The following is a 15,906-nucleotide window of genomic DNA, read 5'->3' as shown; positions in this document are numbered from 1 at the left end:
GGCCGGAGACCGGGCAGGACCCAGCACAGCGCAGGAGGGTGCGGGCATGGAGACGAACGCGCGGATCGCCGAGCTGATCGACCGCAGGCAACCGTTCGTGCACGCGACCGTGGTTCGTGCCGAGCCGCCGACCTCCGCGCGCACGGGCGACGAGGCGATCGTGTTGCCGGACGGCACCATCGAGGGATTCGTCGGCGGTCAGTGCGCCGAGAGTTCGGTGCGCAGGGCCGCGCTCGATGCCCTGCAGTCCGAGGAGAGCGTGCTGCTGCGGGTGCTGCCGGACGGTCAGGCCCAGTTCCCTGAGGCGCCGGGGGCGACGGTCGTCGTCAACCCGTGTCTGTCCGGGGGCGCACTGGAGATCTTCCTCGCGCCGCGATTGCCCGCCGCGCGGCTGTATCTGATGGGCACCAACCCCGCCGCGGACGCGGTCGCCGATCTGTCCCTGATGCTGGGTCTCCAGATCGAGCGGGTCGAGGAGGGCGGCAGGCCCGACGGCGCGGTGGCGGCGGTGATCGTCGGTCTCGGGGGGAACGAGGCGGAGTCCATCAGGGCGGCGCTCGACGCGGGCGTGGGATACATCGGGCTGGTCGCCAGCAGGATCCGCGGCGCGAGCGTGCTGGATCAGCTCGAACTCGACCAGGCCGAGAGGGCGAGGATCCACACCCCGGCCGGGTTGCCCATCGGCGCGCGCACCCCTGCCGAGATCGCGTTGTCGATCCTCGCGCAGATCGTGCAGGGCATCCGGCTCGGCGGGCTGGCCCACCGAAGTCCGGCACTGGACGCCGCACTCGCCGCCGCCGCACAGGACACGGTCACCGATCCGAACTGCGGCATGACGGTGACGGCCCGCGCGGACACCCCGCGAGTCGAACTCGACGGGCAGCCGTACTGGTTCTGCAGCACCGGGTGCCGCGACCGGTTCGTGAGCGAGCGGTCGCCGTGACGGTCACCGGCATCGTCCTCGCCGCCGGCGGATCCGCCCGGCTCGGCCGGCCCAAGCAACTGCTGGAGTACCGCGGCGCCCCGCTGCTGTCGGAGGTGCTGCGGGTCGCGCGCGAGTGCCACCTCGACCAGGTGCTGGTGGCCCTCGGCGGGGCGGCCGCCGAGGTGGAGGCCGCCGTCGACCTGTCCGGGGTGCAGGTCGTGCACAACCCCGACTTCGGTTCCGGCTGCGCCTCGACGATCTCGCGCGCGCTGGACGAGGTCGACCCGCACGCGCGGGGCATCGTCCTGATGCTCGGCGACCAACCCGGGGTCCGATCGGTGACGGTCGCGGCGCTGCTGGACATCGCGACGCCGGACGCGAGCGTGGTGTGCCGATACCGGGACGGCCGCGGGCATCCGCTCTGGTTCGGTCGCAGCCTCTTCCCCGAGCTGCGGACGCTGCACGGCGACAAGGGGGTGTGGAGACTGCTCGAATCGGGCCGGATCCCGGTGCTGGAGGTGCCGGTCGATGCGGAGATCCCGCTCGACGTCGACACCTGGGACGACTACCTGGCGCTGCAGGCGCAGGATTCTCGGTGAGCCATGAGCCAGCCGGGGTTCGCCGATCTCGCCGACGTCGTCGGGCGCTTCGACGCGCAGGACTACCTGCTGGACGAGGGCACGGCGTCGGCGATCTACCTGGCACTGGCTCTCGGGCGGCCGCTGTTGCTCGAAGGTGAGCCGGGAGTGGGTAAGACGACCGCGGCAAAGGCGCTCGCGGCCGCCCTCGACACCACACTGATCCGGCTCCAGTGCTACGAAGGGCTCGGTGCCGGTGAGGCCCTGTACGACTGGAACTACCAGCGACAGCTGCTCGCCATCCGGATGGCCGAGTCGCGCGCGGGCCGGCTGGACGAGTCGGACCTGTTCACCGAGGAGTTCCTGCTGCCGCGCCCGATCCTGCAGTGCGTGCGGCACCGGGGCGCCGGGGCCCCCGTACTCCTGGTCGACGAGATCGACCGTGCCGACGATGAATTCGAGGCCTTGCTGCTGGAGTTCCTCGGCGAGTCGTCCGTCACGGTGCCGGAGCTCGGGACCTTCACCGCGGAGCGACCCCCCGTGGTGGTCCTCACCTCGAACCGCAGCCGCGATCTGCACGACGCGCTCCGCAGGCGCTGCCTCTACCACTGGATCGAGTACCCGAAACCCGAACGCGCGGTGGCGATCCTGCGGCGCACCGTGCCGGAGGCGAACACCGCCCTGATCAAACAGGTCACCGAGTTCGTCGGCGACGCCCGCGGGCTCGACCTCGACAAGCCGCCCGGCCTGGCCGAGTCGATCGACTGGGTGTCGGCGCTCGCGGCACTGGGCGCGACCGAACTCGGCCGCGCCGAGGCGGTGACGAGCCTCGGTGCGATCGCCAAGACCCCGGACGACCGGGACTCGATCATCGCGCTGCTCGACGACAACGAACGCGATCGGGCCACGCCGTTTCCGGCGCCCGATGCCACCACATGAGAGGTCGAGGTCGATGAAACTGGAGAATCAGTTCACGGTGAACGCGCCGATCGAGACGGCCTGGGACACCCTGACCGATCTCGATGCGGTCGCGCCGCTGCTCCCGGGTGCGCAGCTGACGGGGCGTGACGGTGACGCGTACCTGGGCAAGATGAAGGTCAAGGTCGGCCCCGTGACGAGTGAGTTCTCCGGCCGGGCCGCGCTGACGGAAACCGACCGTGCGACGCACCGCGCCGTGATCGAGGCCAACGGCAGGGATTCGCGGGGCGCGGGCAACGCCTCCGCCACCATCACCGCGCGCCTGGTCGAGGACGGCGACGCGACGAGGGTGACCGTCGACACCGATATGAAGGTGGTCGGGAAGCTGGCGCAGTTCGGCAGCGGCGTCATCGCACAGGTGTCGGAGAAGATGATGAACCAGTTCGCGGCCGCGCTCGAGGCCAAGTTGGCCGCGGGGGCGCGGGTGACCGAGCCGGAACCGGCGTCCCGGGCCGAGTCGGCGGCCCGGCCCGGTGCGCCTGTCGTGGCGCCGGAACCGGCCAAGGAGTCCGAGCCGCTCGACCTGCTCGGGTTGGCGGGCCCGGCACTCGCGAAGCGGCTGCTCCCGCTCGCGGCCGCGCTGCTGGCCGGTGTCGTGGTCGGGCTGGCCATTCGATTCCTGCGGCGACACTGAGCCGTGGCCATGGGCGAACCGGCGCTGGCCAGGGGGATCGACCTCGCGGCCTTCTCCATCGCGCTGACGATGCGCCTGCGGGCCGCGCGGATCCCGGTGACCGAGGGCGCCGCGGCCGAGTTCGCCAGGGCGCTGTCGTCGTTGCGGCCGACCTCGATGTCCCGCCTGTACTGGGCGGCGCGCCTGACACTGGTGCGCAGGCAGGCTGACCTCGCCGGTTTCGACCGGGTGTTCACGGGCGTCTTCGGTGCGTCGCTGTTGGCGATGGACCCGAATGCGCACCGCGCGCTGCGTGATTCGCTGCCCGATTCCCACATCGCGGCGCTGGTGTCGCGCGCGGGGAGCGACTCGACGGAGTCGCAGGGCGTCGGACTGCCATGGGCGACGATGGAGGCGGTCCGGGTCACGCGCGACCGTGGTGAGGAGGGGCCGAGCCTGCCCCTGCGATTGCCGGGCCGTCTCGAGGCGGTGGAGGGCCTGCCGTTCGGGCAGTTCAGGGAGGATGAGCTGCGGGCCCTGCGCAGCTGGTTGGACCGGGCATCGGTCGCCTGGCCGCAACGACGCACGAGGCGCAGGCGACGCCACCCGGCAGGCAGGCGGATCGCGCTACGGGAGACGATCGCCCGGTCCAGGCGCACCGGTTGGGAGACCCTGACGATCGTGCGCACCAGGCCGGTGACCCGCCCCCGGCGGATGGTCATGCTCTGCGACGTGAGCCAGTCCATGCAGCCGTATGCCGACGTCTACCTGCACCTGATGCGTGCCGCCGTGACCCGTGGCAATGCGGAGGTCTTCGCCTTCTCGACGCGGCTGACCAGGCTGACCGCCGTGCTCGCGCACCGATCCGCCGAGGCCGCGGTCGCGCATGCCAACGACCGGGTGGTCGACAGGTTCGGCGGCACCCACATCGGCGGCAGTGTGCGCGAACTGCTCGCGTCGCACCACGGCAATGCGTTGCGTGGGGCGGTGGTGCTCATCGCCTCGGACGGCTGGGACAGCGACGGCCCGCAGGAGTTGGGTGCCGCGATGGCCCGCCTGCACCGCAGGGCGTACCGCGTGATCTGGCTCAACCCCCGCGCCGGGGCGGCGGGGTTCGAGCCGCTGGTCGGGGCGATGGCCGCGGCGCTGCCGTACTGCGACCGGCTCCTGGCCGCCGACACCCTGATCTCGGTGCGCGAGGCGCTGGAGGTGATCGGTACCGCCGCGTGGCTCGGCCGTTGAGCGGCGGACCTACAGGTGCCGCGTGGTGTCGATGCCGAGCGACATGCCCGCCAGGCCGCGCGAGCGGACCGAGAGCTTCTCGGCGATCTCGCGCATCGCCGTGCCTGCCGGGGAGTCGGGGGCACTGAGCACGATCGGGACGCCCTCGTCGCCGCCCTCGCGGACGGCCTGTTCGAGCGGGATCTGCCCGAGCAGCGGGACCTTCGCACCGACGGCCTTGGTGAGCCGGTCGGACACGGCCTGACCTCCGCCGGAGCCGAACACCTCCATCCGGGTGCCGTCCGGCAGCTCCATCCAGGACATGTTCTCCACGACCCCGACGATGCGCTGGCGGGTCTGCAGCGCGATCGCGCCCGCGCGCTCGGCCACCTCGGCCGCGGCCTGCTGCGGGGTGGTGACCACCAGGATCTCCGCGCCGGGGATCAGCTGGGCGACGGAGATCGCCACGTCACCGGTGCCGGGCGGCAGGTCGAGCAGCAGCACGTCCAGGTCGCCCCAGAACACGTCTGCCAGGAACTGCTGGAGCGCGCGGTGCAGCATCGGTCCGCGCCAGACGACGGGGGTGTTGCCCTGGGTGAACTGCGCGATCGAGATGAGCTTCACGTCATGCGACTGCGGCGGCATGATCATCCGCTCGACCTGCGTCGGCTTGGCGTCGGTGCCGAGCATGCGGGGGACGGAGTGGCCGTAGATGTCCGCGTCGAGGACGCCGACCGAGAGGCCGCGGGCGGCCATGGCGGCCGCGAGATTGACTGTGACGCTGGACTTTCCGACGCCCCCCTTGCCGGATGCCACGGCGTACACGCGGGTCAGCGAGCCGGGCTGGGCGAACGGGATGACCGGCTCGGTGGCGTCGCCACGCAGCGACTTGCGCAGCTCGGTGCGCTGCTCGTCGTTCATCACGTCGAGCTCGACGCGGATGGCGCCGATGCCGGACACGTCGGCGACCGCCTTGGTGACCCGATCGGTGATCTCGGTCCGCATGGGGCAGCCCGCGGTCGTCAGGTAGATCTCGATGTCGACGCTGGCGTCGTCGGACAGCGCGACGCTCTTGACCATCCCCAGCTCGGTGATGGGTTTGCGGATCTCCGGATCGAGCACCCGGGACAGCGCGCTACGAACGTCGGACTCGGTCACTACTGGCATGCCCTAATCCTAGGTGGGGTCGGCTCAGTGGATACGCGGCAGGGCGTCCGCGGTGGGGGTGATGCCGGTCGAGTAGGCCAGCGCCCATGCGGTCACGTTGGCCACGTAGGCCATCGAGTTGTTGTAACGGTGGATCGCCATGGTGGCCGAGCCGATGTCGCGCATGTTGGTCCCGCGGTCGCACAGGTACTTGGCGGTCGCGGCGGCGGAGTCGAACAGGTTCTGCGGGTCGATCTTGCCGTCGCCGTTGCCGTCGGCGCCGAACTGCGCCCAGGTGGTCGGGATGAACTGGGTGGGGCCGACCGCGCGGTCGTAGACGGTGTCGCCGTCGAGGGCGCCGCCGTCGGTGTCCATGATGACGGCCTGTCCGGGCAGGCTGCCGTTGAGGGGCAGGCCGATCACCGGCTCGAACACGTCGCCGTTGTCGTGGGCCTGGCCGCCGTTGGCGTGGTGGGACTCGACCATGCCGATGCCGGCGATCTGCATCCAGGTGATGCCGCAGCCGGGGAGGTCCTTGGCGAGCAGCTTCTCGGCGGACTGGTACGCGGCGAAGTTGACGCCGGGGATGCCGAGCGGTCCGCCGGGCAGGGGGGCGGGCGCGGGCGCCGGTGCGGGCTCAGGGGCGGGTGCGAGGACCGGGGCGAGATCCGGGGCGGGCGTGGCCACGGCGGTGGGCTCGGCCTCGGGCTGCGGGGCGGCGGGAACGTCGGCGATCGGTGCGGACTCGGCGGCGACCGTGAACGGGAGCGAGGGGGAAGCGCTTGCCGTGGTCCCGACGACGAGTCCGGCGGGAACGAGCCCGGCCAGCGCCACGACGGAGTTGCGGCGAAGGTTCGAGTCCTTCTTCTTGCTGTGGCGACCCACGGTGATCCTCCTGCGTCCCGGTCGGAAGCAACTGATTCGTTATCAACCGGAGACGAGGCTACCCGAATTCGAGATAGTTCCGTTACTCAACCGTGATTTGCGTTGTCGGAATTGAAGGATATCCCCAGTTCAAAAGGGAAAATCGACAATTTCGGTTAGGTCACGCCGAGGTGGGTCGGGGCCGCTGATGACTACCGTTTCGAGACCTTCGGGCGGGTCGGGTGCCGGGGGTTACTACCGCGGTCAGGGCGCCGGCGGGGGAGCCGGTGCCGCAGGCGCGGCGGGCGCGTTCGCGGGCGGCGGGCAGAAGATCAGGCACGGCAGCTCGGGCAGGCCGGGGATCAGCGGTGCGGGCGCGGCGGCAGGCGCGGCGGGTGCTGCGGGTGCGGCCGCGTCGACCGCGCGACCGCCGTCGCCCTCGCGGCTCGGCTCGGGTGGCGCGGTCGGCTCCGGCCGGACGTCCGGGATCGACCCGGGGGCGGGTGTCCCGCCGCCCGCGTACGCCGCGGACCACGCCAGCACGTTGGCCGCGTAGGCCATCGAATTGTTGTAGCGGAGGACAGCCCGGACTTCTTGGGCGCTGTCGCGCAGGTTCAGTCCACCCGAGCAGAGGTACCGGGCGGCCGCGAGCGAGGCGTCGAAGACGTTGTTCGGGTCGGTGGTGCCGTCGCCGTTCCCGTCGGCGGCGTACCGCGCCCAGGTACTGGGGATGAACTGCATGGGCCCGACCGCGCGATCGTGCTTCTTGTCGCCGTCGAGGGCGCCGCCGTCGGTGTCGGTGATGACCTGGTTGCCCGCGAGGTGCCCGTTCAGGACCGGTCCCAGGATCGGGGTCACCGTTGTGCCCGCCGCGTCGGTTCGGCCGCCCCCCGCGTGCCCGGACTCGATCCGGCCGATCCCGGCCAGGAGATGCCATGTCACCCCGCAGTCCGGTGCCTCCGCGGCCATCGTCGACTCGGCCATCCGATACGCGCCGAGCACCAGTTCGGGGATGCCGAGTTCGCTCACCGTGATCGCTGCAGGCATCGGCGACAGACGGGGCGCCAGCGCGGGCGGCAGCTCGAACTGGACCGGTGGGGGCGGGGTGTACGCGTGCGGTGCGCGGGCGGGCCTTGGTGCGGGCGGCAGCACCCCGACCGTGCCCGCGGGATCGAGGGCGTCCGGGGTCGTGACCACGACCCCGGCCAGGGCGGGTGCGGCGGTACCGAACGGCCCGAAGCCCAGCGCGGCGCCCACGACCGTGGCCGCTGCCCCGACCGCAACCATCGTCGCCGTCGACCCGGCCGCAAGACCCCTGATCCGCATGCGCCCACCCTTCGCGATGCCCGACCCACGAAATGTGACCCAGATTACATAGCGGAAACGCTCCCGGTGCCCCTTTCGGGTGGTGCTACCGCCGGGGTGGCCTCGGCTCCTCCTCGTCCTGGGGGGTCAGCATGGACTTGATCTCCTCGAGCTCGCGGCGCAGGTAGTCCCTGGTGGCCACCTCGCCGACGGCCAGGCGCAGCGCGGCGAGCTCGCGGGCAAGGAACTCGGTGTCGGCCTTGGTCTGCTCTGCCCGGGCCCGGTCCTCCCCGAGCGAGACGCGGTCCCGGTTCTCCTGCCGGTTCTGCGCCAGCAGGATCAGCGGCGCCGCGTACGCGGCCTGGGTGGAGAACGCCAGGTTGAGCAGGATGAACGGGTACGGATCCCACCGCAGCCGGACCGCGAACACATTGAGGACGATCCAGACGATCACCACGATGGTCTGGATGGCCAGGTACCGCCCCGTGCCCAGGAACCGCGCGAACCGCTCGCCGACCCGGCCGACGGCTTCGACGTCGATCTGGAAGTTGAACAGGCGTGAACCACGCGGTGTGTCGAGTCGCTGGCGTGCGCTCAGCGCCGTCGACTTGTCGGTCGCTGTCCGCTTCTCACTCATCGGCCACTTCCTGTTCGCGCCAGTCCTCCGGGAGCAGGTGATCGAGCACGTCGTCGACGGTGACGGCGCCGAGCAGGTGCTCCTCGTCGTCCACGACCGGGCCGCACACCAGGTTGTATCTCGCGAAGTAGCGGGTCACCGCCGTCAGCGAGTCGTCCGGGTCGAGCCGGGTGAGGTCGGTGTCCAGCACCCCGCCGACCAGGGTTGCTGGCGGCTCCCGCAGCAGCTGCTGCAGGTGCACGCAGCCGAGATATCGACCGGTAGGGGTCGAGATCGGCGGGCGGACCACGAACACGAGGCTGGCCAGCGCGGGCGTCAGATCCGGATTCCTGACCCGGGCCAGCGCCTCGGCGACGGTGGTGGAGGGCGTGAGGATCACCGGTTCGGGCGTCATCAGGCCGCCCGCGGTGTCGGGGGAGTGCTCGAGTAGCCGGCGCACGGGCTCGGAGTCCTCGGGATCCATCAGCTGCAGCAGCGACTCCGCCTCTGCGTCGGGCAGCTCGCCCAGCAGGTCGGCGGCGTCGTCCGGGTCCATCGCCTCGAGCACGTCGGCCGCCCGCTCCACCTCGAGGTGGGTGAGCAGGTCGGTCTGATCGTCGGACGGCAACTCCTGCAGCACATCCGCGAGCCGTTCGTCGTCGAGCGCGACCGCGACCTCGTGACGGCGTTTGTCGGGCAGCTCCCGGATAGCGTTGGCGACGTCGGCGGGGCGCATGCCCTCGAACTGTGCCAACAGCTGCGACACGCCCTGCCCCGGCAGGGCAAGCTGGGATTGCGTCAGGCCCTCCACGTGCTGCCAGTCGACGATCTGCATCGCGGTGCGGCGGGCCAGCCGGCCCCGGGGCTTTCGTACCGCGACCCGGGAGACCACCCAGTCCCGCGTCCTGGTCAGCTCGATGCCCAGGTCCGCGACCAGGACCTCCTGACCGGCCAGGTCATCGTGTTCGGGGTCGTCGACGCGCACCCGGCTGTCGAGCACCTGGGCCAGGGCCAGTACCTCGCCGGGCTTCTGGGTGAACCGGCGCAGGCTCACGTTGCCGGTCAGCGTCACCGAGCCGGGCTCGATGGCCGTCACGCGCAGCATCGGGATGAAAATCCTTCGCCGGGTGAGCAATTCGACGACCAGGCCGAGGACTCGGGGGCGCTGTCGACCGACCCGGATGGTGATGACGACGTCGCGGACGCGGCCGATCGATTCTCCGTCGGGCCCGAGCACCACCAGGCCGGCGAGCCTGGCTACGAAGACCTTGCTCACTGCTGCCATGATGGCCAGGCTAATTCACACTGGAGGTCCACATGCAGGTCGCGCGCCCGCGCCGGTCGATTCTTGCCGTTCCCGGCAGCAGCAGGAAGATGATCGACAAGGCCAAGGGATTGCCCGCCGACGAGATTTTCCTCGATCTCGAGGACGCCGTCGCGCCGATCGCCAAGGCACAGGCCAGGGCCGAGATCGTCGATGCGCTGAACTCCGACGGATGGGGTGAGCAGATCCGGGTCGTCCGGGTCAACGACTGGACCACCGAGTGGACCCATGCCGATGTCATCGAGGTGGTCTCCGGCGCAGGCGCGCGGATCGACGCGATCCTGTTGCCGAAGGTGACCGACGCGAGTCATGTGCAGGCGCTCGATCTGCTGCTCACCCAGGTCGAGCGGGCCAACGGGCTCGAGGTGGGCCGGATCGGCATCGAGGCGCAGATCGAGAACGCGATCGGTCTCACCAACATCAACGCCATCGCGACCGCCAGCCCGCGCGTGCAGACGCTGGTCTTCGGCCCCGCGGACTTCATGGCGAGCATCAACATGCGCACCCTGGTCGTCGGCGAGCAGCCGGAGGGATACGAGCCGGGCGACGCCTACCACCACATCCTGATGACGATCTTGATGGCGGCGCGGGCGCACGGGCTCGAGGCGATCGACGGGCCGTACCTGCAGATCCGCGACGTCGAGGCCTTCCGGCGCGCCGCCGGGCGGACCGCAGCGCTCGGATTCGACGGCAAGTGGGTGCTCCACCCCGGCCAGATCGATGCGGCCAACGAGGTTTTCAGCCCACGTCAGGCCGACTACGACCACGCCGAGATGATCCTCGACGCCTACGAGTTCCACACCTCGGCGGCGGGCGGCGGCCGCGGCGCCGCCATGCTCGGTGACGAGATGATCGACGAGGCGAGCGCCAAGATGGCGCTGGTCGTCGCCGGCAAGGGGCGCGCGGCCGGCATGGTGCGGACCACACGGTTCGACCCGAACTCTCAGTAAGATGGACATCGACCAAAGTGCAGTTCTCACGAGCTGAATCACCGATGAGGGAGCACAGACGATGACCAATCCGCTCGCACAGCCGAATCGGACCGGACGCGGCGGGCCGCTGCCGACCCCTCCCACCGGTTGGCCGATCGGTTCGTACCCGACCTATGCCGAGGCGCAGCGCGCCGTCGATCACCTGTCGGATCAGGCCTTCCCGGTCGAGGACGTCACCATCGTCGGTGTCGACCTGATGCAGGTCGAGCGCGTTCTCGGACGCCTCACCTGGGCGAAAGTCATTGGTGGCGGAATCGTTTCGGGAGCCTGGCTGGGTGTGTTCCTCGGCCTGCTGCTCGGACTGTTCACCGACAGTCTCCTCGGCCCGCTGGTCGCGGGAATCATCGGCGGCATCATCTTCGGGTTGATCTCCACCACCATCCCGTACGCCGCCACGCGTGGTCAGCGTGATTTCGCGTCCACCATGCAGTTGGTGGCCGGCCGCTACGACGTGCTGTGCGAGCCGAAGACCGCCGAGCGGGCGCGGGATCTGCTCGCCAAGTTGGCCATCTGATCGCTTCGGTCCGGCGCCGACCTCACGCCGCTGACAGGGCCTCGACCACCGCGGCGGCCGTGTCCGCCACGGCCTGGTTGTTCCCCTGTGCGTCCACCTGATTCGTCAGACTGTCGGTGAGGATGGCGAGGACAAGGGGAGTGCCGTCCTGGTCCCACACGACGCCCGCGTCGTTGACGGTCCCGAAGCTGCCCGCGCCGGACTTGGCCGCAGCGGTCCACCCTGGCCGCAGGCCGGCACGAATCCGCTTGTCCGATGTCTTGCTCGCGCGCATCCAGTCGACGAGTTGTGCACGTTCCGCCGAGCCGAGCGCGTCCCCGACGATCAGGGCCCGATATCCCTCCGCGAGGCCGTTCGGTGTCGAGGTGTCCCGCGGATCGCCTCGGAGTGCGGTGTTCAGTTCGGGCTCCCACCGATCGAGACGAGTGCTCTCGTCGCCGATATCGCGGGCGAGCGCGGTGACGGAAGGCGGCCCGCCGATCTCCTCGAGCAGGTAGTTGCCCGCCGTGTTGTCGCTCCTCGTCAATGCCGCTTCGGCAAGCTGCCGCAGCGGCATCGTCGTGCCGACAGCGGCTGCGGTCACGGGCGAGTTCTCGACCAGATCGTCGGGGTCGACCATGACCGGCTCCTCCAGCGAAGAGGCACCGGTGACCGTTCGGCGGAGCACCTCGGCTGCCGCGTATGTCTTGAACGTCGAGCACAGTGCGAACGGTTCCTCGCCCCGATGCCGGTAGGTTCGGCCCGACGCGGGATCGATTGCGGTGACCCCGATTCGCGTGGAGTATTGGGCCTCCAACGTGTCGAGGGTCGCGTCGAGCGACCGGAGTTCCGGTGTCGGGGTCACTGATGTGACGGGTGCGGGGTGATCCGCGGCGGCCGTGCACGCACCGAGCAGCAGGGGAAGTGTGAGTGCGAGAGCGAAGGCGCCGCGACGGCGGGCGGCGTGCCCCGGTTTCGGCTGAACTCGAAGTCTGGTCATGAACCCAATGTCGTGATCGTCCGCGACAGGCGCAAAGACGGACGCGCCGCCGCCGCCAGTCGACATGACTATCCCCCCAGTTCGGGGACGCCTTTTGTGTCGGGCAACTCGTCATGGGCGGCTGACGGCCCCGGATCGGCTGGTTCAATGGCGGCCATGGATCTGCTCCGCCATCTGAGCTTCTTTGTCGCCGTTGCGGAGGAGGGGCATTTCGGAAATGCCGCGTCGCGGTTGGGGATGACGCAGCCACCGTTGTCGCAGGGGATGCGGCGCCTCGAGCAGAGGCTGGGCACCAATCTCGTCCATCGCGGTGCCCGCGGCGTCGTCCTCACGGACGCTGGATGTCAATTACTGCCTCGGGCAAGGCTTCTCGTCTCAGATGCCGCCCGATTCGAGGACGAGGCCCAGCGCATCGCGGGCGGGGACGACCGGACGGTGAGGTGGGGTGTCATCCCCTCGCTCGGCGACGAGGTGGTGGTGCGGTGTGTCCGTGCGCTCCGAGGAGCCGACGGGGCCAGGCCAACGAGGATCGTCACAACCACGGCCACCACCACCGAACTCGTGGAGAGTGTCCGGGCCGGGAGCCTGGATGTCGCGGTGGTCGAGCACCCGGCCCTGCTCACCGGCCTCGACAGTGGGCCTGTCCTGAAGATTCGGCGCTGGGTCGTGGTGCAGGAGGACCACCCTGTCGGCGCCGCGAAGAAGGCGCAGGTCCGGATGCTCAGGGGGCTGACATTGTGCACGGGTCAACGGTCGGACAATCCTCCTGCCCACGATCTGTTCGTCGACATGTGGAGGGCGCGAGGGGTCGATCCGGAGGTGATCGTCTCGACAGGTACCCGGGATCTGCTCACCCAGGTCGCGGCCGGTGGGTGTTTCGGGGTGACGACGACAACTCCGACGGCGATGCCGGGCGTGAGGTGGGTCGACATGGTTCGTGAAGACATCGCGCTTCGGCTCCGGATCGTCTGGCGATCGGGTTCCGAGTTCTCACCTGCGGCCAGGGAACTGGATCGGGTGCTCCTCAAGGCGGGGCGATGAGGACGGCCACCGAGAAGCGGATCCGCGACGTGTTCGCCGACGCCGGTTGTACCGGTTGGCTGCACGCCCGTCGTGTCGGAGAACAGCGGGTCGACGACGGTGATGACGTCTCGGTCGAGGCCGACGATCTCGTCGTGACGGCATCCGTCTACAAGCTTCCCCTCCTGGTCGCGTTGTGCGGGGAGTTCGACACGGGTGCCCTCTCGCCCACGGCGACGGTGCGTGTCAACCCCGCGGACTGCACGCCGGGGCCGACCGGGGTGTCGATCTTCCTGGACCCCGTGGTGATGAGTTGGCGTGATCTCGCCCTGTCGATGATGACCGTGTCCGACAACGCCGCGGCGGATCTCATCCTCGGGAGGGTTGGCCTCGATGGAATCGATCGGGTCCTCACCGAACTCGGACTGAGTCGCACGCGGATCATCGGCGGTACAGCGGATGTCCACCGGGCCCTGCTCGTGGAGTCGCAGGCACACACGACGAGAGAAGCGTTCGATGCGCTGGCCGACAACGACGAGGCGTGGGCGGCCTCGGCCTACGATCCGGCGTTCACGAGTGCGACCACGCCCCGGGAGATGACGTCGCTCCTCGACGCGATCTGGACGGGCAGGGCGGTGTCCGCGGCTCAGACCGAGTTCATCAGGGAGGTCATGGCCAGGCAGATCTGGCCGCACCGGATCCGTTCCGGATTTCCCTATGCGGGGGTCACGGTGGCGGGCAAGACCGGGACGATCGGGGCGATCCGCAACGAGGTGGCAGTGGTGGGCTTCCCTGGCGAGACTCCCGTTGCCGTGGCTGTTTTCACGCGGGCGGCGCGTGCCGATCCGGTCCTGCCCGTGGTCGATCAGGCAATCGGACGGGCCGCCCACATCGCGGTGACCGAACTTCGTTCCGGCCGCGTCGAGTGAGAGCGCAGTGAGCCGGATTCTGTGGTGCGGTGTCCTACCCTTGGTGCGGCGGTGGAAGTCCTTCGGCGGTAGGGGAGTGCAATGTCAGCGGGGTTAGAGGCCAGGCGTGAACGATTGTCCCGCAGGGCACTGAGCCGCGCGACGCTGGAACGGCAGCACCTGTTGCGCCGCACCGGCGACAACGCGCTCGAGGTGATCGGGCACCTGTACGGACTGCAGGCGCAGGCGCCGATGGCCCCCTACTTCGCGTTGTGGACTCGTATCAAGGGATTTCGGCCCGCCGACCTGTCCTCGTTGATCGAGAGCCGGGACGTCGTCCGGATAGCGATCATGCGAGGCACGGTGCACGCGGTCACCGCGGCCGATGCCCTCGCGCTGCGACCGTGGGTGCGGCCGATCATGGATGCGGACCTGCGGACGAACACCCTGCACAAGGACGCTCTCGTCGGGATGGACTTCGCGGCGTTGACGGACTGGAGCCGGGCGACGCTCGAGCACACCCCACTGAGCCTGGCCGATCTGCGACCGCTGCTGGCCGAGCGTTGGCCGGACCGCGACCCGGCGGCCCTCGCGCATGCGGTCCGGGCTCTGCTCCCGCTCGTACAGGTGCCCCCGCGGGGGATCTGGGGCCGGTCCGGTCAGCCGGTCTGCACCACCCTGGAGCGGTGGACGGACGCGCCGCTGTCCGAACCCGTGCCGGACGAGATCATCCTGCGCTACCTGGCCGCCTACGGTCCGGCGTCGGTCGCGGACGCCCAGGCCTGGTCCGGACTGACCAGGCTGGGGGAGGTGTTCGACCGACTCCGTCCGGGGTTGCGGGTGTTCGTCGACGAGGACGGCGCCGAACTGTTCGACCTGCCCGACGCCCCGCGGCCGGACCCGGCGGGCAGCCTGCCGCCGCGGATCCTGGCGCCGTTCGACAGCGTCCTGCTGGGCCACGCGAACCGGAGCCGGGTGCTCGCCGACGAGCACCGCAAGGTGGTGTTCACCGTGAACGGGATCGTCAAGCCGACGGTCCTGGTCGGCGGTCAGGTCGCCGGATTCGTCACGGTCACCGCCAAGAAGCGTTCCGCGGCCGTCGAGATCGCGACATTCGCCCCGCTCGCGAAGGGCGCCACGTCCGCGCTCGAGGCAGAGGCGCAGCGGTTGCTGGAGTTCGCACACCCCGACGCCGACGACCACGACGTCCGGTTCACGGCCGTGCGGTAACCGTCTCCGCGATCGACGACTCGTCCGCTGCGGGAAGGTCATTGCTCGATTCCTCGGCCGCTCCACCCCTCGAGATCCGCCGCGCGAGCGCGTGGACCGCGCCGACGAACAGCCCGACGATCGCGCCCCAGAGCAGCGACACGAGCGCGCCGCCGACGAGCGAGGCCAGGTAGGCGCCCGGACCCTCCTGCAGCACGAAACTCAGGTACACCGTGCGGATCAGGTTGCCGGCGAGGATGCCGATCACGGTGGCGCCAAGGCCCGCCGAGAAGGCGCGCCCGACGCCGCCGCCGGGGTGCCTGCGCGCGGAATTCACCAGCCGCATCCAGACGACGGCGAGCATCACGAGCGCGGCGGCGCAATCGACGAGCCAGTTGGTGGTGGTCGTCTCGCCGAGCGGGAACAGTCGCAGAGCCGGGATGCCGAACGGCAGCCCGATCGCGCTCGGGACGAGGAGTTCCGGGAGCCGGGTCAGCACGGCACCGGTGATCGACCAGACCCCGAACAGGACCGAGATCACGGCGAGCGTCGCGACGGCAGGCCACGGGGTGCGAATATCGGGCTCTACCTGCGGATTCACCGAATCGGCAGCGCTGGCGTCAGACATGCCGCAACATTAACGGGATCGAATGGACCAAGCGTCCAGAATCATGCAGAAAGTCGGGTGTGAGTCCAGTGCGGCCAATCAGAGTG

17 protein-coding genes are annotated in these 15,906 nt (G+C 70.1%); 10 read left to right on the top strand and 7 right to left on the bottom strand.

The features are described from left to right. Window positions 1-46: 46 nt before the first annotated feature. The 5 genes from ACWFRB_RS07380 to ACWFRB_RS07360 are packed head-to-tail and all read left to right on the top strand — an operon-like array spanning window position 47 to window position 4,336. Window positions 47-943, top strand: a complete 897-nt coding sequence (locus ACWFRB_RS07380) for an XdhC family protein (protein ID WP_452639897.1) — start codon at window positions 47-49, stop codon at window positions 941-943. Further along, entirely contained in the window at window positions 940-1,524 is a 585-nt protein-coding gene (locus ACWFRB_RS07375; RefSeq protein ID WP_452639896.1) for a nucleotidyltransferase family protein, read from the top strand. The genes ACWFRB_RS07380 and ACWFRB_RS07375 overlap by 4 nt, the downstream gene beginning before the upstream one ends. Before the next feature lie 3 nt (window positions 1,525-1,527). Then, window positions 1,528-2,442, top strand: a complete 915-nt coding sequence (locus tag ACWFRB_RS07370; RefSeq protein WP_452639895.1) for an AAA family ATPase — start codon at window positions 1,528-1,530, stop codon at window positions 2,440-2,442. 13 nt (window positions 2,443-2,455) lie between these two features. Next, window positions 2,456-3,115, top strand: coding sequence for an SRPBCC family protein (locus ACWFRB_RS07365; protein ID WP_452639894.1), 660 nt, complete (start codon window positions 2,456-2,458; stop codon window positions 3,113-3,115). A gap of 9 nt (window positions 3,116-3,124) precedes the next feature. Further along, window positions 3,125-4,336, top strand: a complete 1,212-nt coding sequence (locus tag ACWFRB_RS07360) for a vWA domain-containing protein (RefSeq protein ID WP_452639892.1) — start codon at window positions 3,125-3,127, stop codon at window positions 4,334-4,336. 9 nt (window positions 4,337-4,345) lie between these two features. On the opposite strand, the gene ACWFRB_RS07355 is transcribed toward ACWFRB_RS07360, so the two are convergent. The 5 genes from ACWFRB_RS07355 to ACWFRB_RS07335 all read right to left on the bottom strand — a co-directional run bounded on the left by ACWFRB_RS07355 (window position 4,346) and on the right by ACWFRB_RS07335 (window position 9,531). After that, window positions 4,346-5,482: an Mrp/NBP35 family ATP-binding protein gene (locus ACWFRB_RS07355; protein WP_452639890.1), complete on the bottom strand. Its 1,137-nt coding sequence runs from the start codon at window positions 5,480-5,482 to the stop codon at window positions 4,346-4,348. A gap of 24 nt (window positions 5,483-5,506) precedes the next feature. Continuing rightward, a complete protein-coding gene (locus ACWFRB_RS07350) occupies window positions 5,507-6,346 on the bottom strand; it encodes a lytic transglycosylase domain-containing protein (protein ID WP_452639889.1) in 840 nt (279 codons plus the stop codon). Between the two features lie 243 nt (window positions 6,347-6,589). Further along, entirely contained in the window at window positions 6,590-7,651 is a 1,062-nt protein-coding gene (locus ACWFRB_RS07345) for a lytic transglycosylase domain-containing protein (protein WP_452639888.1), read from the bottom strand. An 85-nt stretch (window positions 7,652-7,736) separates the two neighbouring features. After that, window positions 7,737-8,267, bottom strand: coding sequence for a DUF1003 domain-containing protein (locus ACWFRB_RS07340; protein ID WP_452639886.1), 531 nt, complete (start codon window positions 8,265-8,267; stop codon window positions 7,737-7,739). Then, window positions 8,260-9,531, bottom strand: coding sequence for a magnesium transporter MgtE N-terminal domain-containing protein (locus tag ACWFRB_RS07335; RefSeq protein ID WP_452639885.1), 1,272 nt, complete (start codon window positions 9,529-9,531; stop codon window positions 8,260-8,262). Before ACWFRB_RS07335 ends, ACWFRB_RS07340 begins: the two co-directional genes overlap by 8 nt. A gap of 32 nt (window positions 9,532-9,563) precedes the next feature. Between ACWFRB_RS07335 and ACWFRB_RS07330 the strand changes: the two genes are divergently transcribed. Both ACWFRB_RS07330 and ACWFRB_RS07325 read left to right on the top strand, forming a co-directional pair. Continuing rightward, on the top strand, window positions 9,564-10,520 hold the full coding sequence (locus ACWFRB_RS07330; protein WP_077042430.1) for an HpcH/HpaI aldolase/citrate lyase family protein: 957 nt from the start codon (window positions 9,564-9,566) through the stop codon (window positions 10,518-10,520). Between the two features lie 61 nt (window positions 10,521-10,581). Further along, entirely contained in the window at window positions 10,582-11,076 is a 495-nt protein-coding gene (locus tag ACWFRB_RS07325; protein ID WP_077042429.1) for a general stress protein, read from the top strand. 22 nt (window positions 11,077-11,098) lie between these two features. Here the strand turns inward: ACWFRB_RS07325 and bla are convergent, their stop codons facing one another. Next, the gene (gene bla / locus ACWFRB_RS07320) at window positions 11,099-12,055 is read right to left on the bottom strand and encodes a class A beta-lactamase (protein WP_452639882.1); all 957 of its coding nucleotides are present in this window, start codon (window positions 12,053-12,055) and stop codon (window positions 11,099-11,101) included. Window positions 12,056-12,202: 147 nt separating this feature from the next. Between bla and ACWFRB_RS07315 the strand changes: the two genes are divergently transcribed. From ACWFRB_RS07315 to ACWFRB_RS07305, 3 genes are all read left to right on the top strand, one after another. Continuing rightward, window positions 12,203-13,096: a LysR family transcriptional regulator gene (locus ACWFRB_RS07315; protein ID WP_452639881.1), complete on the top strand. Its 894-nt coding sequence runs from the start codon at window positions 12,203-12,205 to the stop codon at window positions 13,094-13,096. After that, window positions 13,093-14,004, top strand: a complete 912-nt coding sequence (locus ACWFRB_RS07310; RefSeq protein WP_452639880.1) for a serine hydrolase — start codon at window positions 13,093-13,095, stop codon at window positions 14,002-14,004. The genes ACWFRB_RS07315 and ACWFRB_RS07310 overlap by 4 nt, the downstream gene beginning before the upstream one ends. 81 nt (window positions 14,005-14,085) lie before the next feature. After that, complete coding sequence (locus ACWFRB_RS07305; protein ID WP_452639878.1) at window positions 14,086-15,213, top strand: winged helix DNA-binding domain-containing protein; 1,128 nt, start codon at window positions 14,086-14,088, stop codon at window positions 15,211-15,213. Here the strand turns inward: ACWFRB_RS07305 and ACWFRB_RS07300 are convergent. Further along, complete coding sequence (locus ACWFRB_RS07300) at window positions 15,197-15,820, bottom strand: hypothetical protein (protein ID WP_452639876.1); 624 nt, start codon at window positions 15,818-15,820, stop codon at window positions 15,197-15,199. The two genes, ACWFRB_RS07305 and ACWFRB_RS07300, sit on opposite strands and share 17 nt — an antisense overlap. Window positions 15,821-15,906 lie beyond the last annotated feature (86 nt).

The organism is Rhodococcus sp. NPDC055112 (genome assembly GCF_053607505.1).
Note: the sequence above shows the minus strand (reverse complement) of the source record. Positions and strands in the feature narration are given on the sequence as shown.